Source organism: Catenovulum sp. 2E275, assembly GCF_025515275.1.
Classification (GTDB): Bacteria; Pseudomonadota; Gammaproteobacteria; order Enterobacterales; family Alteromonadaceae; genus Catenovulum.
The window spans coordinates 1-22,923 of record NZ_JAOPFU010000025.1 but is presented as its reverse complement, the minus strand read 5'-3'; the positions used below and the strand labels follow the sequence as shown (position 1 = coordinate 22,923).

Below are 22,923 nucleotides of genomic sequence, written 5' to 3'. Positions count from 1 at the left end.
TTAAACTGGCTTTTTTTATGCTCTGACCTTGTTGCCGAGTATAAAAAATATTAATATTCATTTTGTGAATTAACTTGCCACGGTTGATAATACAAATGAATATATCAAAAATTGATTTAAACCTGCTTATATACCTTGATGTTTTGCTCAGGGAACAAAATGTAACCCGCGCTGCACAGCAGTTAGGTATCACTCAACCAGCAATGAGTAATGGCTTAAAACGCCTCAGAGAGTTATTAAACGATCCGGTTTTGGTTCGTACTTCCGACGGTATGTCTCCCACTGAAAAAGCTCGTAAATTACAGCCGACAGTGCGTCGTATCTTATTAGATTTAGAAGAAGCACTGCAACCAACCGATCCGTTTCAGGCGGAAACCAGTAAACGGGTATTTCGCATTATGGCCAGCGATTATGCGGCTTCTACTTTATTACCGGCTTTACTTTCCCGCTTACAGGAACTTGCCCCAAATGTTACTTTGGATGTGATGACACCAAGTGATGTTACTTTCCACGATGTGGAAGAGGGTAAAATTGATATGGCAATCAACCGGTTTGATGATTTGCCGCTATCATTCCACCAAAAAGTGATTTGGACTGATAAATTTGTGTGTTTAACCCATAAAGAAAACCCAGTAATTGAAAACTGGGGGTTAGATGCTTATTGTCAAACTCAGCACGTTTGGGTGAGTAAAACAGGTTTTGGGGTCGGTTTAGGGATGGATCCTACGGATATTTCTAAATTAGGTTGGGTTGACGAAAAATTAGAATCACTTGGCCGCAGCCGTGAAATCAGAGTATTTACCCGTAATTATCATGTTGCGATTCAATTAGCGATGGCGAAAAAGTTGATGGTGACTGTACCTAAACGTTCAACCGCTAATTATTTGCATGATCCAAATATTGTGATGCTGGAGCCGCCATTTGATTTACCGCAAATTAAACTGGATATGATCTGGAGCCCGTTATTGCATCATGATGCGAGCCATATCTGGTTAAGACGATTAATTGCTGAAGTCGCTGCGGAATAATCTTTGATTCAATTTTGAAGTAGCGCGGAAATAAATAACTAGAGCAGAAAACGGTGGTTATTATTAACCACCGTTTTTTATTGGGTTGTTATACTTTAAACTTATCAACCGACTGATGAAGCTCAGTTAAACTCATATTAATCGATTGGCTAATTCGAGTATTGGTTTCTGACATTTTATATATTTCGTCCGATATATCTCGGATTCTGACTACATTTTGGTTTACTTCTTCAGTTACAACATTTTGTTCTTCTACAGCGGTCGCAATCATAGTGCTCATATCTGAGATCGAGTTTATCTCGTTTTGAATTTGATTAAGCATCTGGTTAGCTTGCATCGCTTGTTCTACAGAAGTTTCACCATTTGCCAGACAAGTCTGAATTAAATTAACAATAGCGGTCGAACGATTTTGTAGCTGAGTAATTGTTGATTCTATTTGTTTGGTAGATTCTTGCGTGCGCATTGCTAAATTGCGTACCTCGTCGGCAACAACCGCAAAGCCACGGCCTTGTTCACCAGCTCTGGCAGATTCAATTGCCGCATTTAAAGCTAACAAATTGGTTTGTTCTGCAATCGATTGAATTACACCAATAATGCTGCCAATGGTTCGGCTGTCATCTTCAAGCCGGTTAATTTCGGCACTGGCGTTATTTAAATGATCCGCTAACGAGCTAATCACATCAACTGTTTTATCAACTTGTTGTTTACCCTGTAAGGTTAACTGGGCTGTATTAGCCGCATTACTGGCCGCCGCCTCAGTATTTTTAGCAATGTCTGCTACCGTAGTTTGCATTTCGGTTGCTGCGGTTGCAGCCATATCGGCCTGAGTATGCTGCTCCTGCATATAATTACGGGTATCTGCGGTCATTTTGGCCAGTTGTGCCATGGTTTTATCTAATTCAGCGGTCGTTGCATTGATATAACCAATAGCGGCGGCAAAATCAGCTTGTAGTTGGTTGAAAGTTTTACTTAAAAAGCTGATTTCATTATTACCGGATTCATCCAAACGTATAGTTAAGTCATTTGACGCTCGAATTTGATTGATAGTTTTACATAATTCATCAAGAGGTTTAGTTAAGCTACGTGCTAAATAATATGCAGCTATGACTAAAATAATAATCACAATAGTCAAAGAGATTAAGCCGTTTAAGATGATACTTTTATACTCGCTATCAATTGCTGCATTTGTGTGAGCCAATAGTTCAGCCAAACTTTCTTCTGTTTGGTATACTGTTTCGCGCATTTGTCCATTTAGGCCGGTTGAAGCTGTTAAGCCCTGTTGTTTGTAAGCATTAGCAAAGGCATTAAAATCATGCTGATATTGTTTTAATGCTGCTTGGATTTGTTCAATCGAAGTTGGATTAATATCTGCATCTGCGAGATCTAATTTAAACTGTTGTACTAAAGCATCAAACTTATCTAAATATTTTTGATCTAACCTGAGCATAAAATCTTTTTCAGCCCGGCGTAGCTGAAGCATTTCTACTAATAATGCGTCATTATTTTGTTCGTTAATTAACGACTCAATATGGTGGACAGCATCTCGTAAACTGCCGTAATAACCAGATATATGGTCTAAGCCTATTATTTGTTGGGTTTGCACTATTTGATGGAAAATTTTCTGATATTTTATGACTTTGTCTTCAAAATTTTGCAGAGATGTAGATTGGATATTTTTATTGGCAAAACTGACTTTCAACTGACTAACCTGCTCAATAATGTCATCCGACTTTATTTCAAATTGTTCCACATAAGCTAAATCTTTTCTTGCAAAAAAATCCTTTTCTGCGCGTCTCAGTTGTAATACGCTGGACTCTAACTCACTGATTTTAAGTTTATCCTGATTAAGTGCATTTAATTGATCAAATTCAATAATGATTAACCCTGTAACGGTTAACATACCCAAGCACGAGATAGCGATGTTTAGGTAACTACGCTGTTTAATTGTAAATTTAGTAAATAAATTCATCTAAGGTACCATCCTAGATTAATAGGCGTTAAATGTATAAATTAGTCTGGCAATTTATAAATGCCACTTAATCGCTTTACAGAGGAAAAATATGCACTGCTGTGACACTCAAGGGTTACTTCCCGTTGAAACTGCGCTTAGTTATATGCGCGAGCAAATTCAACCCAGTTTAAGGTTTGAACTTTTATCTGTTTCTCAGGCACATAACCGAATTTTAGCACAAGACATTGTTTCACCACTAGATGTTCCGCCTTATGACAATTCAGCTATGGATGGCTATGCGCTCTCTGTTTTGGCAAATTGCACACAATATAAAGTAGTAGGTAAAGCATTTGCAGGTCAACCTTTCCAAGGGGCTATTAAAGCAGGTGAGTGTGTCCGTATTATGACAGGCGCAGTAGTGCCTAATGGTGCGAATTCAGTTGTGATGCAGGAAAATACCCAAATAAATGGCGACTTTATTGAATTAACAGAGCCTGCACAACTGGCTCAAAATATTCGCCTTAAAGGGGATGATATTTATCAAGGCCAAGTTATTTTAAATCGGGGGCAGGTTTTAAAGCCCGCAGAAATTGGTTTGTTAGCTTCGTTAGGGTTAGAGCAAGTTAAGGTTTATCAAAAAATAAAAGTGGGCTTATTCACCACAGGTGATGAATTAAAACAAGCTGGCGAAGCATTAATGCCGGGGCAAATTTATGACAGTAACCGGCCGATGTTAAAAGCAATGCTGGATAATGCGTACATAGACATTATTGATTTAGGGGTAATCGCCGATACGTTTGCAGATATTAAACAGGCTTTTATCCGTTTATCAACAAGCTGTGATGCTATTATTTCATCCGGTGGTGTATCGGTGGGCGAAGCGGATTATACCAAACAGGTGATAGATCAAATCGGTAAAATTAACTTTTGGAAATTAGCGATTAAGCCGGGTAAGCCTTTTGCCTTTGGCACTTTAGGTGAAGCTATATTTTTTGGTTTACCGGGCAATCCGGTTTCCAGTTATGTGACTTTTGAGCAATTAGTTAAACCGAATCTGGCCTATTTAGCTGGTGCAGATAATGTTTCACCTAACTTAATATTAGACTTGCCTTTAATTGGTCAAATAAAAAAACGTGCCGGCCGTAAAGATTTTCAACGTGGTAAATTAGTGTGTCAAAACGGCAAAATTATCGGTGTAGAGCCTACTCCAAAACAAAGTTCGGGTGTGCTTTCATCTGTCTCTAAAGCGGATTGTTATATTATTTTAGAAGCTGAAAGTTGTGATTTTAAAGAGGGCGATTCCGTAAAAGTGCAGCCATTTTAACGTTATTTTTTCCGTTTTTTTAAAGATGAAATTGTTTATTAATTAGACTTAATTTGTTCATCTTGGTGTCATTTTTTGCAGCTATGGTTGATCCCCAAAATTAATAATAAGTGGAATCAGCCTCATGCAAATATCTAACAAGGTTCAAAAAGCGATATTAATCGGGATTGCCAGTACAGCACTTTTCGGCTGTTTTGATGATGACGATGATGATAAAAAAACACCTGACGATAATAGTGTTATTGCGGTATCAGGGAAAGCATCAAAAGGGATTATAAAACAAGGGATTGTATCAGTTTATAAACTCAATAGTGACGGTTCTACCGGTGAGCAACTTGCAACAACACCGGCAGATGTATTTACTCAAGATGATGGTAGTTATGCTGCTGAACTGGCAGACGATTACGAAGGCGCAATTAAAATTGTGATTAGCGCGGGTAGCAATACCACAATGTTGTGTGATGTTGTGGATGATTGTGGCGAAACAGCGTTTGGCTCAGATTTTGTTTTAAACTCAAATTTTGAATTGTCGGCAGTTGCTAACGCAACCAAAGGCGATGAAGAAACCACCCAACTGACCACCAATGTTACACCGTTAACTAACGTTGCAGCCATGCTATTGAGCCAAACATTAGCTGGTTCAAACAATATCAACTTAGAAAATGCAATTTTTGCGGTAAATACCCAAATAGCAGAGTTATTTAATTTTGGCGCTGGTGTCGATGTCTCTAAAATTGAAGTGGTTGATATCACCAGCCATAGTGCATTGCAAAATGTTTCAGCTCAAGCTTTTCAGGCCGCCGCGATTGCCTCTGCGATAGCAGCTAAAGCGACTCAGTCTAACGATTTTGTTAATTTTTTAATGTTGTCAGCGCAAGATATTGCAAGCAATCAAGGGACGATTAAAGTTGCAGAAGCTGGCTCAGGCGAAGCGGTTCTTTCACTTGCGGATACATTAGCCGAAATTAAAAATTTGAATGCCAAACTGCAAAGTAAAATTATTGAATCTATTCAAAATTCAGATTTATCTGAAACGGATAAAGCCGCAGCCATTACGGCTGCTAATGACACCTTTCAAGGTAATACAGGGATTAGCTCAGCCATTACCGATATGATTTTAGAAACTCAGCAGGATATTGATGACGCTGGTGATAGCGACAGAGCTGGTGATGAGTTTGATCAAAATGATATTACAGATATTCCAACTGGCGCTAGCGTGACGGGCAAATTAGTTGCCGATGAGCGCGAAGTCTCTGAAAACGGTGAAATTGTAATTGATGTGCTGGCAAATGACACGCTGGCGATTATTAACGATTCAAGTGCTCAAATTAGCTTAACCTCAGTGTCTGAGCCGATGCACGGTAGCGCTAGTATTGTTGATGGTAAAATTAATTATATTCCAGATCCTGACTACAACGGTGAAGATGAGTTTACTTATACCGTTACCGCTTTAGAGTTAACTTTTACCGCTAAAGTTAGAGTGATGGTAACCGCACAGGATGATGTACTTGGCGGTGACTTTGAATTATTTGAAGATGAAAGCCGTACTGAATCGGCTATCGGTCCATTAGATGCAGGCAATGTTGCAAGTATCGAAATTATAACTGCCCCTCAAAATGGTACTGCTGAAATTGAAGGCACTAATATTAAATATACGCCTAATGCTGATTTTAACGGAACCGATACTCTGGCTTATCAAGTTAACCTGACAGACGGTAATACAGAGCAAAGCAGCTTTAATTACACCATCACCCCAGTGACTGATGCGATTAATGATGAACTTAATATTGCGCAATATCAAACCGGCAGCGTTAACGTGTTGGATAACGATAAGTTTTCTGGAACTATTCAAAGCGTTAAGTTATTAAATGAGTCGGTTGAAGCAGATACTTTAACCACTGAAAAAGGCGAAATTAGCATTACCGCAGATGGTGTTTTAACTTATCAGCCAATTGGTGATGCAGTTGGCTCTGATAGCTTTAGTTATCAGGTAACCACTGATTCCGGCATTATTGAAAATGCGATGGTGAATGTTGAGGTTGGCACCAATGAACCAACCGGCAAAGCCATGTTAATGGTGCAGGATTTACGCAACTGGGGTGCTTATTTATTCCCAGATGATTTTGAAGGCGCGGGCACTTTAGTCGAAGATACCCAAGCCATGCTGAAAGTGGTTGAAACCGCAGCACCTATTTTTGAGCAAAACCTAACTAGCGCAACTATTGTCGCGGATGTCGCTGTTGTGGTTGAGCAGATTATGGCGGATATAAATAACGGCGAGACTGATGCAACTGAGTTTAACAGTGCAGATTATGATGCCAGTTTAAGTGGGATGATTACGGTTCAGCAGGTGGTTAATCATAAAGCTATGATTATTGCCGATGTTATGCAAGGTGAAGATAAACTAAATTTAAATGCTGAATTTACTGTACCTGCTCCAGAAGATGAAACCAGTGAAGTTATTGAAAAACAAGTTAAAGCTGTGATTAATCAAGGCATGCTTGAAGCCGGTGGGTTAAGTGTATCATTTGCAGAAAATTCGTTAATTGATGTTGTGATTGCAGGTCGAGCAAATACAGACGAAGCACAAGACACAGTGTTAGAAATTCTGTTTGATTTAACGGTTAATTTAAAACAACAAGCTCAAGACGAATTAGCTCAAATGGTTGAGTTTGACGGCGGATTAACTTTCTCCCTAACCAAAGGCGAAATGGTCGAAGTGAGAATGACAGACGCAGACGATAACTCTGAGCAAGTCAGTGAGATGAATTTATATTTACCAACCGATGTGACTGCTAAAGGTAAATTTACCACTAATGAAACCAATACATTTGAAGCTATTTTTGGTTTAAGTATTAGTAATGCAAAACTGCATACGTTACCAAATGGCGTTGATATTGAATATTCGGATAGTGGTTTTTATGCGGATTTTGATATTGAAGATCAAGATAACTGGTTAAATGCAGCTGCGAGTTTGGCTTTTTATGCAAATCCTAAAGTTGAGTCGCAAGGCAAAATTACGCTGACATTGATGCGAACCGGTTATGAGCAAGCACAAGTCAAAATTGAATTAGAAGATGCAAACAGTGCTTTAGTGGTGACTCATGATACTGAAAATCAGGATCAAGTGACGATTAAAAATAATGATAGTTTGGTGGTTCATTATAATGAGCAGGGCCTGAGTGAAGCAAATGACAAAACCATTATTGCTGAGATCCGCACAGATGATGAGGCTAATACCTTGCTAGCAACTTTTGAGCAAACCGAAGACGGTTTGGTTGAAGTGCACTACACAGGTACAAATAGATTTGAAACTTTTTATTAAGTTTTAAATTTATATTGAGCTATCCGTTTGAGCGCAATCAAAAGTCATTAAACAGGAATAAAAGAGGGCATTTAAGCCCTCTTTTTCCTGTTATTTATTCTCCGTTTGTTTTAAGCATGTACCTTGAATTCAGGCATAACCTTTTCGCTAGAGTTTTATTTTAATGAAAACAACAATAATAAATCCGTTAACCGCACTGAGTTTGGCTTTTATCGCGCCAAATTTATTGGCCCAAACAGAACAACATACTCAGCCACAGCATAAAAAAACATATCAACTTGAATTTATATTAGATTCATTTAGTTACAGTGAAGTCATGCCGGTAATCGAAACATTTGGTGGGGTGATTCCGGTTGCCAGAATAGGGCGGGAATCGAGCTATTCTGACGAACCAGAAGCAGGGCGGCAGGCATTAACCCATAACCGAGCGCATTTAAGAGCCGGCTGGCAAAATTGGTTTTTCCAGCTATCAGCCAGATATGATTACAATATCGAATTTACCCCAGATGCAGCGCAGTTATTCTTTTTGGATAGAAACGAAAGACCAGTCGATAAAAATGATTATCAACTTAAATTTTCTGCCAATCATGTGAGAGCTAACGGGATAGGGTTAGGGTATCGCTGGCAATATCAGGATTTAACGCTCACTGTTTCGGCTAATTATTGGGATGTTGAGCACATGGAAAATGGAAATATTAATGGGGTTTTTCATGCAAATCAGCAAGATGACAGTTTTGAAGTAACTGGCGATATTGATTACAACTATTTTAAAGATGCTTTGCTTGATCGCGCCAATTGTGAAGTGAGCGATCCGCCAGTTGCCGGATGTTATGGCCGTTGGCAAACCGATGGTCATGGTTTTAATTTGGATATGCAGTTTAGCTATCAAATTTCAGATAGCTGGCGGTTTGACGCGAATATTTATGATGTGTACAGCCGGTTTAATTACCAAAAAGTGGGCAAAACGATTGGCCGCTTGAATACTCAAAACGAGCAATTTAATCCAGATGGCTCTTTTACCATTAACCCTAGTTTTAGTGGTGAATATGCCGATGGTAAATTTAGCCAAAGTGTTTCTACACAGGCTCAATTGCGTTTATCTGCGGAGCTGTTAGTGCCAGTTTGGGCTGAAGTGTATGCTGCAAATGATACGAATTACCCGTCAATAGGGATTGGTCAAACTTGGTTTAATACCCGTTTTGAGTTGGGCTATCAGGCTAAAACTGAGGCGTTTATGTTTAGAGCTAAACATGATTATATTAATTTTGCGTTAGCATCTGAAACAACCAATTTTGAGCAGGCTAAAGCATTAGTATTTAGTTTAGGCATAAATTACGCATGGTAATGCTTTAGCTAACTGCTTATCCAGAGTTGAGGCTAGAGTTGAGGTTAAACAACGCATAAAAAGTTAAGCTGAGTTGCATCTTAAAGCTCAGCTTAACCGGCAAATTAAACATCGCGGCTACGTTTATAAAGATATAAACAAACCAAAAAGAATGCGATAAGCCCTGTCCATTCTGCAAATTCAATGGTTTTGGGCAGAGGCATGATAAAGCCGGCAAAAACAGCTAGCCCAACGCCCATTAAAGCCTCACCGGTAATTAAACCAGATGCTAATAATAATGCATTTTGATTTTGTTGAGCTTGCTCCTGATCCGATTTAAATCTAACTTTTCTGTCTATCCATAACTTTAATAAGCCGCCAATAAATAAACTGACCGCGAGTGCCAAAGGTAAGTAAATGCCAATCGCAACTGCCAACACATGCAACCTAAAGTTTGAGTTTATTTTTTTCAAAATTAAATCTAAAACAATAATCACAATGGCAATTAAAGCGCCTAATTTAATGAGCAACCAGTCAATGCTTTGCTCAAAAATACCTGTGGTGAGTGCTTGCATTAAAGCTGCTTGCGGCGCAGCTAAAAAATCCCCGTGTGGGTTAGCTAAGCTCGGACGGCCAATGCCGTAACTATTGTCGAGTAAAATTAAAATAAATGGCAAAACAATTGCCGCTACCAATACTCCGAGCATTTGAAAAACTTGCTGTTTCCACGGGCTCGCACCAAGAATATGACCACATTTTAAATCTTGTAAATTATCGCCGGAAATGGCCGCAGCAGAGCAAATAACCGAGGCCAGAAACATCACAATTAAACCACCTAATTGCTGGCTGAGCGGGCTGTCTGCTAATAAATAAAACCAGATAAGCGCACTAATTAATACTGTTGCAATAGTTACCCCTGAAATAGGATTATTTGAACTGCCGACCACACCAGCCATATAAGCTGCAACAGAGGAAAAAACAAATGCAAAAATTAATAACAACCCAACCCAAATCACACTATACAAAAGGGCGTGTTCGGTTTGATTTAACAACGGATAAATTAAATAAATGAGCGGCAAAACTAGCAGTGGAATTGCACATAATAAAATGGGTAAAGGCAGATCTTTATCATTTTGAGGACTGTTTTGCGCATTAAATTGTTTAAATGAAACCAGGTTCATTTTAAGGCTATAAAAAACGGGTTTGATAATTTGTACTAAAGACCAAATTCCACCCACTAGCATAGCGCCAACCCCTAATTTTCGGTTGTCTTGCCAGATTAATTGGCTGAGTTGCTGCCAGTCTTGCGGTTGCAACTGAGTCAACTGTGGCTGGGAGGGCGCAATTTGATTTAGCCAAAAATCAGTTTGCAAATGCCAACTTAATGGAATGCCAATCAAGCTGCCAATTAAACCGCCAATAAATACCAAAGCTGCAATATTAAAACCAACAATATAGCCAACACCTAAAATGGCTGGGCTAAATTGAATACTAAAATTGGTTAATAGTTTGCCGGATAAAGCAGGAACAACCCAACTGCTACCAGATGCAAAAATACCGAACCCAGTGCCTATTAATTTAAATAACGCACTAACTCCGGTTGCTTGTAATAAGTGGCGAACCCCTAATAAACTTTTGGGATTATTGTCTTGCTGTGATAATTCAAAACCGGCTTTTAACACCTCAGAGGTTGCAACCCCTTCAGGAAATGCCAGAGGCTGGTCAATAATAAGTGCGCGTCGTAGCGGAATAGTAAAAATAACCCCTAATAAACCTCCACTCAAAGCCAGAATTAAAATAGGGAAAAAAGCATAGTTTTGCCATGCCTGCATTAATACCAGTGCCGGAACCGTAAAGATAACCCCTGCAGCCAGCGCTTCACCGGCTGAAGCCGATGTTTGCACCATATTATTTTGTAAAATACTGCTGTTTTTAAGCCAGCTCATTATTGCCATGCTCAGCGCAGCAGCCGGAATAGAGGCTGACACTGTCATACCAACTAATAACCCAATATAAGCGTTAGCGGCGGTTAATATTATGGCTAAAATAATAGCCAGCGTGATGGTTTGAAAATTAAACTCGCTGGGTGGTTTAATGTTTAACGCTGTTTTGTATTTATTATCCATAATTAAACCTGCTACTGGGTTAACGCTTATTCTGTTAAGTCGCTGGTGGTTTCATCATCACTATCTGAGTCTGTTTGGTCTTTAACGGCTTCTAACTGCGCTTTGGCATATAAACTTTGGTTATTTTGGACAAAAGTATCAATCGATTCACTTTGTTTAAATAAAAATTGATTAGGCAAGATAGTGCCGGAATAGGCTGGTACAGCGCTAAAATCCCGGTTTTTAGCGTAATAGCTTAAACCAACTAAAGAGAATAAAAAGCAGGTGAGTGAAAAACTCAGCCATAACTGGCGACTATCCATTTTTTGGTTAAACAGATATAAGCTAAAACGAAAACAGGCAAATACAATAATAAATTCGGCTGCTAGTTGAATACCTAAGCCTAAATCTGCACTGGTATTATACCCAATAAAAGTGCTTAAACCTGTGATCAGCTCACTGCATAGCAAGGTGAGAATTAAGGTTGCGCAATGTGCCCAAAACCTGGCTTCGTGCTTAAAAAATCGGGACAATAAACTCCAGAAAATAGGCCAGATAGATAAAGCCACAACTAGACCGATTAATGGAGTAAATAATTGTTTTAGCTGGAATTCACCAAAAAAGGTTAGATATTGTTGTAAGCCAAATAACCCTAATAAAGCGGCAACAAGCAAGATGTTTAAACGTTTGCTGGAAAATAGCTCGGCAGTTGCTTCACTTTTTGTTAGCGCAATCGTTGAGGCCACAGGGTGATCTGGCGTGAGTATTTTTAATCTAAGTTTTCCTAAATAAAATTCATCTCCGCTGTTAATCAGGGTTTTGCCTTCAAGCTGATTTTTATTGTGATCATATAAATGGTTAAGCGAGTTTAAATCTTCAATTTGAATTTCGCCTGCTTCATTGAAGCTTAATCTGGCATGATGCTCACTGACATGAATATCTTCTAAAATGACCTGATTATCATAAGCTCGGCCGATATTGATTTGATTTGCATTGATTTTATGCTGAGCATCTACTTTACCTGAGCGGGATAACACCTGAATAATTAATTCCATTGAACCGCTCCTAAAAACTTCTCACTAAATGCTTGTGCGTTTTCCTGACTGACACCAGATAAAGTAAAATGGCTCATTAATGCTTTTTGATTATCATGCACAGAAACAGCCATTAATAAAACATCGTACAAGCTCGGATATTTTTTATAATTACGGACACAGTAAGTTGTTTTAAAGCTGGCATTAGGGTTATTTGGTTGAGTAAAAGATTGATTACAATGGTAATTGGTGACATGTTTTTTAGTTGCCGCATTACCCGGACCTGCATGTGAAAATGAGGCTTCTAATAACTGGCTAAACTGAATTGCATTGAGTTTTTCTTTATCCAACCAGCTAAATTGAATTTCAATATTACCACTTTGAAAATTATGACTTAAATAAAGCTTTTCTTTACTGGCACAATTAATTTCACTCACACTAAACTGAGCTTTTTCGTTTTCTGCATTGGATTGTCCCCAGCAAGGAATAAATGGCGCAATTTCGTTTAAAACAACGGCTTGGCCGAGTTTAGCAGCCGGCCAGTCTTTATTGAGCAAAGTCTCGTATAAATTTTGCTGGCTGGTATAAATTTGCTGATTATATAACTCAGGCTGAATTGCTGTAGATGTTTTGTCCAGTAAATCCGTTAGCTTAACTAAAGGCACTAAAAATCCTAATTGATTACCGGCGGTTGCGACATTTACCCCTATAATTTCGCCTTGGCGATTCAACACAGGGCCGCCACTCATCCCCGGATTAATTGAACCGGTGAAATTGATACGCTGATAAAAACTATGGGCTGTAATTCCATTGTATGTGCCGGGTGAGACTATCATGCCAAAATCATGAGGGTTACCAATCGAGAAGATATCTTCCCCTTGATTTGGATGACTATTGGCAAGGCTTAATTTGATCGGGGAATGTAACTCAGCTTTTAAAATAGCCAGATCGTTAATAACATCAAAATTAATTAACTGAGCAGGAATGTTTTGGCTGTCCTGAGTTAATAACTCAATCCGGTATTGATCAGGGCTATGAATAAAAGCAGAAACAACATGATAATTTGTGATGATCTGGCCTTGTTGAATGACAAAACCTGAGCCAATAGCTGATTTTTTATTACTGTTTTTTTCTATGAGTTGAACTTGAAATACTGCTTTTTCGTATTCCTGAAACAGGGTGTCGGCATTGTTCTGAGCAAAACTGTATTTGCTTAATAAAACGAAACATAACCCATAAAAAAAGGATAAGTGTTTAAATTTCATAAAATGATAACTTCTTGTTGTTATAAATTAACCGTAGGGCTGGTTAACAGTGTATCGTTTGTTAAAACAATAGCTTATGTCAAACTTGAGATTGTAAACTGCCAAATAAGTTCAAGCTTGAAGATAACAAATCGAACAGAATAAATATAGAGGAAAAAAGTAAAGGATAAAAAGAAAGGTGTAAAAATATTAAACCCAAACCAAACGGTGATTTGAAATTAAAGCAGGCTCAGTTAAGTTAACTGAGCCTTATGGTGCTTATTTTTTTAGTTCAGGCGTTAAAAACGGCTGAATTTCTTTTAGGGTAATGGCTAAAAGTTTTGGGTTAGCAGCTACCATATTGCCAGATTGGAAATAGTTATGACCACCGACTAAATCGGTCACCATGCCGCCAGCTTCACGTACTAATAACTCGCCTGCTGCGGTATCCCAAGGTTTTAAACCGAACTCCCAGAATACATCGTAACGGCCAGCAGCCACATAAGCTAAATCTAAAGCGGCAGCACCAGCGCGGCGAATATCACCACCAATTTTAAATAATGCGCCAAAAGTACCAATGTAAGCATCGTAATGATGTTTTTGTTTGAAAGGAAAACCAGTCGCTAAAATAGTGCCAGCCATTTCTTTTTTCTTAGCAACACGGATTTTAAACTCGTTTAATTGTGCACCACGGCCACGAACTGCGCTGAATAATTCATCACGGATAGGGTCATAAACGACCGCAACTTCAGTTTTGCCTTTTACTCTAAGTGCAATCGAAACACAAAAATGTGGGATGCCACGTGAAAAGTTAGAGGTGCCGTCGAGTGGATCAATTACCCAAACATATTCCTGGTTTGAACCTGTTTGATGACCACCTTCTTCGCCGATAAAGCTATGATCAGGGTAAGATTGTTGAATTGTTGAGATAATCGCTTGTTCAGCTTCTTTATCTATATTGGTTACAAAATCATTTTCAGTTTTGTTTTCGACCGTTACTCGGTCTAATTCAGAAAAGCCACGAGATATAATATGGCCCGCTTTGCGCGCAGCGCGCACAGCAATGGTTAGCATTGGATGCATTTGTCTTACCCTGTCATGTAAAAGAACTAAAAAAATCGGTGCGCATTATAAGGTAAATTAACTAAATTCGCTAGGCTTTCGGTTAACAATAAGCATGGCTGTGATAGAATAGCGGCTCAAATTTAGAGGACACTTGTATATGCTTGAAAAGATTCGCATTATTTTAGTTAATACTTCTCACACTGGTAATATAGGCTCAACTGCACGAGCAATGAAAACCATGGGGTTATCTAATTTATGGTTGGTTGACCCGGTTTCTAAACCAGATAGCCATTCATCAGCGTTAGCTGCTGGTGCAACAGATGTATTAGGTAATGCGAAAATTGTAGAAACATTAGATGAAGCAATTGCGGGTTGTCGTTTAGTGATTGCGACCAGTGCCCGTAGCCGTACTTTGTCGTGGCCAGAGTTAAGCCCGAGAGAGTCGGGAATTAAATTGATTCAAGAAGCTCAGCACGATGAAGGCGAAGTTGCACTTATCTTTGGTCGTGAAAATAATGGTCTTAATAATGAAGAGCTACAAAAAGCAAATTTTCATGCCATTATTCCGGCTAATCCAGATTATAGTTCTTTAAATTTAGCTGCGGCAGTGCAAACCTTGTGTTATGAAGTTCGCATGGCTTATTTACAGCAGCAAGAGTTTGAAAAGCAGGAAACCCCTTATCCATTGGTTGACGACATGGAACGTTTTTATCTTCACTTAGAACAAACTTTGGTTGGGACAGATTTTATTGTTAAAAATCATCCAGGGCAGGTGATGGCTAAGTTAAAACGTTTATTTAACCGGGCAAGACCAGAAGCTCAGGAGTTAAATATTTTACGTGGTATTTTAGCTTCAGTTGATAAACTCACTAAAAAATAAGGTATTGCACTATGTTTGAGAGACTAAAAGAAGATATTCAATCTGTCTTTCATCGAGATCCGGCAGCCCGTAATTTTTTTGATGTATTAACTAATTATCCGGGAATGCATGCGATTTGGTGGCATAGACTGAGTCATCCTTTATATAAAAGAAACTGGAAATGGCTAGCCCGTTTTATTTCAAATTTAGCCAGATGGTTAACCGGCATTGAAATTCATCCGGGAGCGACTATTGGTCGCCGCTTTTTTATTGATCACGGCATGGGAGTCGTGATTGGCGAAACCGCTGAAATCGGAGATGATTGTACTTTATATCATGGTGTTACTTTAGGTGGCACCAGTTGGAATCAGGGTAAACGCCATCCAACGCTGGCAAACGGGGTTGTGGTTGGCGCTGGAGCCAAAGTATTAGGTCCAATTTATATTGGTGAGAATGCCAAAATTGGTTCTAACTCTGTGGTTGTCAAAGATGTGCCGGTTGATGCAACTTGTATTGGCATACCCGGGCGAATCGTTGTGCCTAAATCACAACGCAAAACAGATGACGTGCGTAGCGCTATTGCTAAAAAATATGGATTTGATGCCTATGCCGTTAGCGACGATAATCCAGATCCGGTTGCTAATCATATCGGTAAAATTTTAGATCACATGCACATGATGGATAACAAAGTGATAGAGCTTTGCCGCGAAGTTAAAAAACTTGGTGGGGACGTTTGTGATAAAGCCATTCCAGGATTAACCATAGATGATGATGATATTGTGAAAGCGGAGCAAAATGCTGCGCGAGACAGAACTCATCGTCATGAAGCGTTTGATCCACAAATTTAATTCTTCTACTCTTTAAACAAATTCAGGCGTTGCGCTGTTTAATGTGCAGCGCTGCTGTTTTTAATACTTCTCTAGCTTCTAAAAGCCACTATGTTGTACTGATGTGGAAGACAAGACCAAATAGTTTTTATATCTATTTAGATTAAAGGTAATCAGTAATTTAAATTACTTAAATCGACTTAATAAAAGAATTTTATTTACAGATTAAGATTCTTACTTCTAAAAATCTATCCTTATGAGCCGAAAATAGCTGTCATTCTAATACAGATAACCACTTATTAGCACAGAGGTAGCACAGAGTTATTTTAGTTAGTGGTTGTTTACTTGGGAATGCCTATGAAATGGTGGCCCCTCCCAGACTTGAACTGGGGACCTAACGATTATGAGTATGAAATCAATCACTTACCTTTACTTACTTTCTGATATAACTATTTACTAATTTTAGTATTTATATCATAGGGTTATTGAACAACCTCGGCCTCTAGTGCATAAATCTTCATATATTTCAGAACGTTAAAAAATGCGCTCAAAGTAGCACAGAGGTAGCACCAATGTCAGACAATAAATTCCGTTTTACTGAACTTATACTGGAAAAGATCGATACTAAAAAACAACGAACCCGCTATTTTGATAGCCTTCTATCAGGATTAGTTTTAGACGTTACTATAGCAGGTAAAAAGTCATTTAGAGTTTATAAAAAAATACCTGGGCGCACGACTCCAATTAACGTCACTCTTGGCTATTTTCCGTCAATTACGCTGGATGATGCTAGGCGTCTGGCTAGAAAAGTAATGGCCGACATTGCAGAAGGCATCAATCCAAATGATACAAAACGCCAGTTCAGAGCCGCATCAGTTACTCTAAATGATGCTTTTAATTCTTACCTCCAATCCAGAGAGCTAAAAGCCGTTACTGTAAGGGGCTATGAGCAAACCATGAATTGCTATTTAACTGATTGGCATACCAAGCGTTTAGCCGATATCAGCCAGATGATGATCTTAAAACGCCACCGTGATATTTCACTACGAAGCCTTGGCCAAGCCAATTTAACTATGCGCATGATGCGGGCATTATTTAATTTTGCCAAAGCTGAATACAAATCATCTGAAGGTCGCTCACTATTTCCGGAAAATCCAGTACACGTATTATCAGAAAAGCGAGCCTGGAATAAGGTTAAACGCAAAACAACTCGTTTACGCCGCTCGCAGTTAAAACCATTTCTTGAGGCACTGAATAATCTGCGTGAAGACGCGATTAAATATCGTCAGAACGAGCGTGTCGCGTTTTGTGATTACATTGAGTTTGTAACCTATACTGGCCTGAGAAAAATGGAATTGCTGCAACTCCCTTGGTCTCAGGTATTTTTGGAGGATAAGCTGTACTTGTTAAAAGATACCAAAAATGGTGAAGACGTTGAGTTTCCGATGACACCAAAGCTTGTGGAAATTTTTAAACGGAGAAAAGAATATCAGGTATCACCGTTTGTATTTGGCAAAGAAACCGGCAAAGGCTGGTTAACTGAGCCTAAGAAAACACTTGCGAAAATATGCGAAGAAGCAGACGTTCAAATAACGTTGCATGACTTACGCCGAACATTTGCATCCATTGCCGAAAGTAATGGCATATCCGGTTACCGCCTGAAACGCCTTTTAAACCATTTAACGGATCAAAGTGATGTAACTGCTGGATATACGATTTTAACGGCTGAGGAACTCCGAGATCCCGCTGAAAAAGTCGCGAACAAAATATCTGAATATGCAGGCCTTATTGAGCAAGAGCCAAAAAATCAAATAACAGAAATGAAAAGCTTGCTAGCAAGCCTCACTAAGGAACAAAAGGTTGAGTTGATGAGTACTTTGCTGAGTTAATACAGTTAAATAATTTTTTAATTCGTCTGCCAGGTTTGATTGTTTTAGTTTAATCAAACCTGATAGTCAGTTGGAATCATAATTGAGTCTTAATGCAACATCCGTTTCACAAATCAAATCAATCAGAAATTTAAACTGTGTCCCTAGATAAGTACACTAAATACATGCTTTATCTATTTTAGGCTCAGAAGGCGAATATCGACACGGCTACTACTCAACACTAGCTTATGCTTCAATAAGTTCAGAATCACTTCTAGCAAACGCAGCATAACTATCCTTGAGGTCGTTCCTCAATGATTCTATTTCGGATCTCTTCAACGTTTGGGGCTTTCTTGAGGTGTCCTGCTTCACCTTGCGTGAGTTTATCCACACCAAAGCCAACTTCTTTTCTCCACCACTCATCGAGTTCATCTCCATGCTTATCACGTATATTTTTAAGCATCGCTTCTTTAATATTAAGTAAAGCAGCGCCTTCGTGTCCGGTCAAGGCAACCGCTAATATAACATTACCGCCTTTGTTTTCAATATAGCCTCTTAAGGAAGCAAAAGTCCCACCCATCGATAATGTGTCATCCAATATAACATAATCCGCTCCTGGCTGTACATCCCCATCAAAAAATGGATATTGAGATAAACGATAGAATGCACCTTTATCTGTTCTTTGAGGTTTATTTGCTTGTACTATATCACCGCAGAATTTAAGTTCTAACTTTACAGACAAGTAGTAGGCTAAGGCCGCTGGAATTTTATTGGTTCCAAATTCTTCAATAGCATGTACAGGGAGAATCAAAGCAGTCGAACTCCCTAGTCTCTCTTTTAAGTCCTTTAATTTATTTTTCGGAACAATATCTTTTACTAATCGTAGAGCCGCAGAGTTATCTCCATTTTTTTTAGCATCATCGTAATCAGAATGATTTTTAGCGGTCCCTAATGGGCTTAAAATAAAGACAGGAGGAAAATCGTTCCAAGCTACACGGGTTTCTATTTTTTGTAATCTTTCCCGATACTCGGCGAGAGAAACGATTTTAGCAGACATTTACAAACAACTTCTTATTAATTTTGAATATGATACATAAAATTAAGGCTGATTTTAACGGTCAACCAATTTAGATTCCGTTTTAGACGCGTCTCGCAACCTATTTTCTTTGGTATAAATTAAACCCGATAGTTGCCTTCTATGAAAAAGCTAATAATTTCAGCATATGAATATCGATGCAGATGTAGGTTCAGAAAATGGAGAGTCAGCCGGAACTAGGTTTCAACTATCCCACAAAAATTATTTATCTTTGCTTTGCTCTATTCTAAATCTAATGTAATTGTGTAGCATGCTGACACCAATACCTAAATAGATAGCTGGTACTGCATATATCCACATACCGAAAGCCCTTAATAGATCAGTTTTAAGCTCCAACTCCTGATCTGATTTGTGTGTAACAGCAGTAAGTTGTGAGTAAGAGTCCGAGAAGTAATCAAAACAAATGCAAGCCCAAACAATGAACGCAACGCCAAATAAAATTTGACTGAACCTAGGAAATATTTTTCTGGTGGAAACAATAAGAATGATAATAAGTGGGGCAAGCGTCACCAAAAGCGCTACTCCATTCGAAACATAATATAAAAAAGAATTCATATTTAATCCCTAATAAAACATAACTTTAATAATAAGGTTACTTATAATAATTAAAAAGTTTTAATACCTGATATTAAAACTTAACCTTAATACTTGAATGGAAAATATATCCCAATATCTTGCAAAAAACTAAGTGGCAAATCCCTTCGTAGCGTTAATAAAATGTATTAATATGCTGTATGTAGGTAGCTTAAGCAATTAATCACACCTATTTTATATTTCGTATATTCATTTTTTCACACACTAAGTTTATATTTTTGTTTAATTAATTGTTTAGTAAAATTAGCCCGTTACAAACGGCTCAATAACAATAAAAACGTGCTTCGTAGAGAATAAAACGAATTAAAGGTACGAAAATCAAAATTTAAAGGTACGATATCATTTTATCAAAAGCACGATATTATCCAACGTTAAAAGTACGATAGTCCTAAGATTCTATTTTGATATTAACCTTATATCGTAAGCAGCCAGTTGTTTTCGACCGTGTTCTGAATCAAAAAAAATGAGCAAATTGTCTGATTCAACTCTGAGCCTATAATCTAAAATTCTCTTCGTTTTTATTAGCCGAGCTTTTAGGGCTGGAATTGAGAGCCTAATGCCAATTCTCTTTTTTAAATTGTCTAATTTAATTTCATGCTTAGGTTGCTTACCACAACGTTTACGACATACTTCATATAACCTGCGCTCAAACGGATTTTTAAGTAAAAAATAGTCTGGATGTAACGTTAAGACTTCATTATCATCAATTACCTCAATTAGCCATTCTGGTAATGTTATCTGCCAGCCATTTAAACCGTGGTTATCAAATAATTTAAAATTTTCAATAAGCCCCATGCTTTCCGGAATCTTGCGACCATTAAATTGATAATCAGTAGTAATTAATGTCCCCGCAAGACGGTATAAGGCCTTTTCAATTAGTTTGTATTCTTTACCTGATGTTCCCCTTCCTGTGGCTTTGAGTATCTCATAAGTAGTAAAATAAACTGTATTACTGGGAGGTATTCCAGCATTTTTCATTGCCATTATATGACTTAAACAATAAACAAGTATTTCTTTATCTTTAACTGTCGCACGCCCCATAACACTCGGTACAATTTTGATTGACACACCTTTATATTCAAAATCCAAAGCGTCTTTAGACTTCCCATCTAAGGCAAAAACTGGCCACACCATGGAAAACATATCTGACTTTAAACTCACTTTTGTCGTTGAGCATTTCATATCGGTAATCACTTAAAACGTGGTTGTGATTCTAACCATTCATGAAATTCATCAACCGGAAACAACAAGCGAGAGCCGATTTTAATATATGGAGGCAACTGGTAATTACCCATGCCTTGTTTATTTTTAGATATTTGATTAAACAACGCTTGCTTGCTGATAAAAAGTAAATCTGCAACTTCTTCAGAACGATAAAACATTTTTTCCATACAAATGAACCTCAACTTATAGTTTTGCTGAGCTTAGCGATTAGTTAAACACAGCATTTATTAACTGAAAGAACATTGTAATTAGTTACAAACAGAAAAATCTTCGAAAAACTAGGATGAAATGAAAAGGGTTTTTTAGCCCTTTAAAAATGGGAGAGTGGGAAGTTATAGGTTTAGATTTTACGCAAAATTAGGAGGGAAAATATGGTTTTAATTTGGTATGCCAAATTTATTGTGTAGAAACAAAATTTAATGCTTTTTATTTATTTTTTTAGTCTTAAAGTGAAATAGCAATGCAAAGAACATCACTACTCCTAAAATTAAAGTGCAACCGGCAAAGACAGCAGCCATTATTAAATTTTACCTTCTTTAATCGCTTGAAAAAGCTGGTGTTTAAATTTGTAGTAGTGCCGGGTAACTCGGATAGCTAACACAATAAATACCCACATTTGAAACCATTCGTATAAAGTCATAATTGATATCTCGGTTAATGCTTTGCACTTGAGTATAAAAAAGTTCCTTCCCAATTACACAAAGTAATAATCCACTCACTAATATTTTGTAGCTTCTGAGCATTACAGCCTATGAAAGGGAAGGTAATTTTTTTGCTTCGAGATTTGAAGTGAGAGAAAGGCTCTAATCTAATATCCCAAACCTCACCCATTTCATTTGTCACTTCGAAAGCCAGTGCTTTTTGAGAAATTAAAGCAAAAAACATTTCTTGCTCTGATTGCACTTCTTTCTCAAATAGCAGGCCTAATGGTTCACATTCGTCCTCTATACCAGCTAAGCGGCTTTGAAACTCACCTACTACAGGGATGAATGGCCTTAGCTCAACTTTTTTGTATAGGTCTAAAAGTAGCATTACATTACTCCTTGAAATTAGGCATGCCTAATTTTGCTCATTAGCCTATTCTTTAAATGATTAGTAATAGGTGTCATAAAGTTCACCACGTGATTGTGCATCCTCAGCTTCTTCAAGAGTCATATGCTCGCCATCTGCGATAATATTTCCCATACCATCATCAAGTTTATCGAGTTGTTCATTTGCTTTGGATGACTGATCATCAGCGGTAAATATACTAATCAACAAGTAGAGAATCCCTACAGACACACATACAAAAGTTTCTAACATAGTCATTTCCTCGAAAATAATTAGGCATGCCTAATTTTATTGCTAAGTATTCCTTAGTATCCAGATTCAATTAAAGCTAAGAAAATCTTAGTTTTCAAGTCACAAAATAAAAATAATTGAAAATTAATGATAATTCACCGTTTCCTAAACGGCTCAAACAAGCAAGGTTAAAAGAAGGTCTATCTCAAAAGCAGTTAGGAATATTGGCTGGGATGGATAAATTTGTTGCATCTGCTCGGATGAACCAATACGAACGGGGCGTTCATACACCGGATTTTAAAACAGTAATTGCGCTGTCGATTGTTTTAAATGTCCCAACTGCATTTCTTTATTGTATTGAAGATGAACTGGCTGATAAAATTCTAGCTTGGACAGTGTAGGATGACTCAATTTGGCATGCAAAATTGAGTTACGAATAGCTTACTCTTTCCCGCTCTTAGCAATCCAGTATAATCCAATCGCAATCACTAAAACCGTAGAAGTTAATAAACCAAGTGTAATCCATTGATATAAATTCATTTGAACCTCTAATAAACTAATTTTATTAACTGACACATTAACATAAATTTGAGAATCATTCGTACCAATTTCCACGATAAAAAGTATTACAAACTGCTAGGTATAAATAGTAGGCTAAAATTTCAAAATGAGCGATAAGCAGATCTTAGTTCGCTTTTTATTGAACGTTGGCTCTCAGACTAAAAACAGACAACGGATTTACTATTAGAAGATTTAAGACTTCAGTACGCCAGA

19 protein-coding genes are annotated in these 22,923 nt (G+C 37.9%); 8 read left to right on the top strand and 11 right to left on the bottom strand.

Annotation, left to right across the window (positions count from 1 at the left end):
- Positions 1-95: 95 nt before the first annotated feature.
- On the top strand, positions 96-1,028 hold the full coding sequence (locus N7931_RS12315) for a LysR family transcriptional regulator (RefSeq protein WP_262794445.1): 933 nt from the start codon (positions 96-98) through the stop codon (positions 1,026-1,028).
- 88 nt (positions 1,029-1,116) lie between these two features.
- Here the strand turns inward: N7931_RS12315 and N7931_RS12310 are convergent, their stop codons facing one another.
- Positions 1,117-2,997, bottom strand: a complete 1,881-nt coding sequence (locus tag N7931_RS12310; protein ID WP_262794443.1) for a methyl-accepting chemotaxis protein — start codon at positions 2,995-2,997, stop codon at positions 1,117-1,119.
- A 91-nt stretch (positions 2,998-3,088) separates the two neighbouring features.
- Here N7931_RS12310 and glp point away from each other — a divergent pair, with 91 nt between their 5' ends.
- The 3 genes from glp (at position 3,089) to N7931_RS12295 (ending at position 8,973) form a co-directional block, all read left to right on the top strand.
- Positions 3,089-4,303 carry a gephyrin-like molybdotransferase Glp gene (gene glp / locus N7931_RS12305; RefSeq protein ID WP_262794441.1) on the top strand — a complete coding sequence of 405 codons (1,215 nt, stop codon included), beginning with the start codon at positions 3,089-3,091 and terminating at the stop codon, positions 4,301-4,303.
- Positions 4,304-4,427: 124 nt separating this feature from the next.
- Positions 4,428-7,628, top strand: a complete 3,201-nt coding sequence (locus tag N7931_RS12300; protein ID WP_262794439.1) for an Ig-like domain-containing protein — start codon at positions 4,428-4,430, stop codon at positions 7,626-7,628.
- 163 nt (positions 7,629-7,791) lie between these two features.
- The gene (locus N7931_RS12295) at positions 7,792-8,973 is read left to right on the top strand and encodes a hypothetical protein (RefSeq protein ID WP_262794438.1); all 1,182 of its coding nucleotides are present in this window, start codon (positions 7,792-7,794) and stop codon (positions 8,971-8,973) included.
- 104 nt (positions 8,974-9,077) lie between these two features.
- Here N7931_RS12295 and N7931_RS12290 read toward each other — a convergent pair whose 3' ends face one another.
- The 4 genes from N7931_RS12290 to suhB all read right to left on the bottom strand — a co-directional run bounded on the left by N7931_RS12290 (position 9,078) and on the right by suhB (position 14,418).
- Entirely contained in the window at positions 9,078-11,078 is a 2,001-nt protein-coding gene (locus N7931_RS12290; protein ID WP_262794437.1) for an OPT family oligopeptide transporter, read from the bottom strand.
- Positions 11,079-11,104: 26 nt separating this feature from the next.
- Entirely contained in the window at positions 11,105-12,112 is a 1,008-nt protein-coding gene (locus tag N7931_RS12285) for an FHA domain-containing protein (RefSeq protein WP_262794434.1), read from the bottom strand.
- On the bottom strand, positions 12,103-13,356 hold the full coding sequence (locus N7931_RS12280) for a S1C family serine protease (RefSeq protein ID WP_262794433.1): 1,254 nt from the start codon (positions 13,354-13,356) through the stop codon (positions 12,103-12,105). The genes N7931_RS12285 and N7931_RS12280 overlap by 10 nt, the downstream gene beginning before the upstream one ends.
- A 258-nt stretch (positions 13,357-13,614) precedes the next feature.
- Positions 13,615-14,418 carry an inositol-1-monophosphatase gene (gene suhB / locus N7931_RS12275; protein ID WP_262794432.1) on the bottom strand — a complete coding sequence of 268 codons (804 nt, stop codon included), beginning with the start codon at positions 14,416-14,418 and terminating at the stop codon, positions 13,615-13,617.
- A gap of 139 nt (positions 14,419-14,557) precedes the next feature.
- Here suhB and trmJ point away from each other — a divergent pair, with 139 nt between their 5' ends.
- The 3 genes from trmJ (at position 14,558) to N7931_RS12260 (ending at position 17,975) form a co-directional block, all read left to right on the top strand.
- Positions 14,558-15,280, top strand: coding sequence for a tRNA (cytosine(32)/uridine(32)-2'-O)-methyltransferase TrmJ (trmJ, locus tag N7931_RS12270; protein ID WP_262794431.1), 723 nt, complete (start codon positions 14,558-14,560; stop codon positions 15,278-15,280).
- Positions 15,281-15,291: 11 nt separating this feature from the next.
- The gene (cysE, locus tag N7931_RS12265) at positions 15,292-16,107 is read left to right on the top strand and encodes a serine O-acetyltransferase (RefSeq protein WP_262794429.1); all 816 of its coding nucleotides are present in this window, start codon (positions 15,292-15,294) and stop codon (positions 16,105-16,107) included.
- Positions 16,108-16,658: 551 nt separating this feature from the next.
- The gene (locus N7931_RS12260) at positions 16,659-17,975 is read left to right on the top strand and encodes a tyrosine-type recombinase/integrase (RefSeq protein ID WP_262794427.1); all 1,317 of its coding nucleotides are present in this window, start codon (positions 16,659-16,661) and stop codon (positions 17,973-17,975) included.
- 271 nt (positions 17,976-18,246) lie between these two features.
- Here N7931_RS12260 and N7931_RS12255 read toward each other — a convergent pair whose 3' ends face one another.
- The 6 genes from N7931_RS12255 to N7931_RS12230 all read right to left on the bottom strand — a co-directional run bounded on the left by N7931_RS12255 (position 18,247) and on the right by N7931_RS12230 (position 22,170).
- The gene (locus tag N7931_RS12255) at positions 18,247-19,011 is read right to left on the bottom strand and encodes a phosphoribosyltransferase (protein ID WP_262794426.1); all 765 of its coding nucleotides are present in this window, start codon (positions 19,009-19,011) and stop codon (positions 18,247-18,249) included.
- A gap of 240 nt (positions 19,012-19,251) precedes the next feature.
- Positions 19,252-19,605, bottom strand: coding sequence for a hypothetical protein (locus N7931_RS12250; protein ID WP_262794424.1), 354 nt, complete (start codon positions 19,603-19,605; stop codon positions 19,252-19,254).
- 435 nt (positions 19,606-20,040) lie between these two features.
- Positions 20,041-20,826: a replication initiator protein A gene (locus N7931_RS12245; RefSeq protein WP_262794423.1), complete on the bottom strand. Its 786-nt coding sequence runs from the start codon at positions 20,824-20,826 to the stop codon at positions 20,041-20,043.
- Positions 20,827-20,834: 8 nt separating this feature from the next.
- Positions 20,835-21,035: a helix-turn-helix transcriptional regulator gene (locus tag N7931_RS12240; RefSeq protein WP_262794422.1), complete on the bottom strand. Its 201-nt coding sequence runs from the start codon at positions 21,033-21,035 to the stop codon at positions 20,835-20,837.
- Positions 21,036-21,522: 487 nt separating this feature from the next.
- Positions 21,523-21,900, bottom strand: a complete 378-nt coding sequence (locus N7931_RS12235; RefSeq protein WP_262794420.1) for a hypothetical protein — start codon at positions 21,898-21,900, stop codon at positions 21,523-21,525.
- 60 nt (positions 21,901-21,960) lie between these two features.
- Positions 21,961-22,170: a hypothetical protein gene (locus tag N7931_RS12230; protein WP_262794419.1), complete on the bottom strand. Its 210-nt coding sequence runs from the start codon at positions 22,168-22,170 to the stop codon at positions 21,961-21,963.
- A 116-nt stretch (positions 22,171-22,286) separates the two neighbouring features.
- Here N7931_RS12230 and N7931_RS12225 point away from each other — a divergent pair, with 116 nt between their 5' ends.
- The gene (locus N7931_RS12225; RefSeq protein ID WP_262794417.1) at positions 22,287-22,550 is read left to right on the top strand and encodes a helix-turn-helix domain-containing protein; all 264 of its coding nucleotides are present in this window, start codon (positions 22,287-22,289) and stop codon (positions 22,548-22,550) included.
- The last annotated feature ends 373 nt before the right edge of the window (positions 22,551-22,923 follow it).

Bases quoted from the DNA above. Each gene is read 5' to 3' on its own strand.
- N7931_RS12285 (WP_262794434.1), bottom strand. From the start codon at position 12,112: ATGGAATTAATTATTCAGGTGTTATCCCGCTCAGGTAAAGTAGATGCT.
- suhB (WP_262794432.1), bottom strand. From the start codon at position 14,418: ATGCATCCAATGCTAACCATTGCTGTGCGCGCTGCGCGCAAAGCGGGC.
- N7931_RS12315 (WP_262794445.1), top strand. From the start codon at position 96: ATGAATATATCAAAAATTGATTTAAACCTGCTTATATACCTTGATGTT.
- N7931_RS12230 (WP_262794419.1), bottom strand. From the start codon at position 22,170: ATGTTAGAAACTTTTGTATGTGTGTCTGTAGGGATTCTCTACTTGTTG.
- N7931_RS12235 (WP_262794420.1), bottom strand. From the start codon at position 21,900: ATGCTACTTTTAGACCTATACAAAAAAGTTGAGCTAAGGCCATTCATC.
- N7931_RS12290 (WP_262794437.1), bottom strand. From the start codon at position 11,078: ATGGATAATAAATACAAAACAGCGTTAAACATTAAACCACCCAGCGAG.
- N7931_RS12260 (WP_262794427.1), top strand. From the start codon at position 16,659: ATGTCAGACAATAAATTCCGTTTTACTGAACTTATACTGGAAAAGATC.
- glp (WP_262794441.1), top strand. From the start codon at position 3,089: ATGCACTGCTGTGACACTCAAGGGTTACTTCCCGTTGAAACTGCGCTT.
- trmJ (WP_262794431.1), top strand. From the start codon at position 14,558: ATGCTTGAAAAGATTCGCATTATTTTAGTTAATACTTCTCACACTGGT.
- N7931_RS12295 (WP_262794438.1), top strand. From the start codon at position 7,792: ATGAAAACAACAATAATAAATCCGTTAACCGCACTGAGTTTGGCTTTT.
- N7931_RS12255 (WP_262794426.1), bottom strand. From the start codon at position 19,011: ATGTCTGCTAAAATCGTTTCTCTCGCCGAGTATCGGGAAAGATTACAA.
- N7931_RS12280 (WP_262794433.1), bottom strand. From the start codon at position 13,356: ATGAAATTTAAACACTTATCCTTTTTTTATGGGTTATGTTTCGTTTTA.
- N7931_RS12245 (WP_262794423.1), bottom strand. From the start codon at position 20,826: ATGAAATGCTCAACGACAAAAGTGAGTTTAAAGTCAGATATGTTTTCC.
- N7931_RS12310 (WP_262794443.1), bottom strand. From the start codon at position 2,997: ATGAATTTATTTACTAAATTTACAATTAAACAGCGTAGTTACCTAAAC.
- N7931_RS12250 (WP_262794424.1), bottom strand. From the start codon at position 19,605: ATGAATTCTTTTTTATATTATGTTTCGAATGGAGTAGCGCTTTTGGTG.
- N7931_RS12300 (WP_262794439.1), top strand. From the start codon at position 4,428: ATGCAAATATCTAACAAGGTTCAAAAAGCGATATTAATCGGGATTGCC.
- N7931_RS12240 (WP_262794422.1), bottom strand. From the start codon at position 21,035: ATGGAAAAAATGTTTTATCGTTCTGAAGAAGTTGCAGATTTACTTTTT.
- cysE (WP_262794429.1), top strand. From the start codon at position 15,292: ATGTTTGAGAGACTAAAAGAAGATATTCAATCTGTCTTTCATCGAGAT.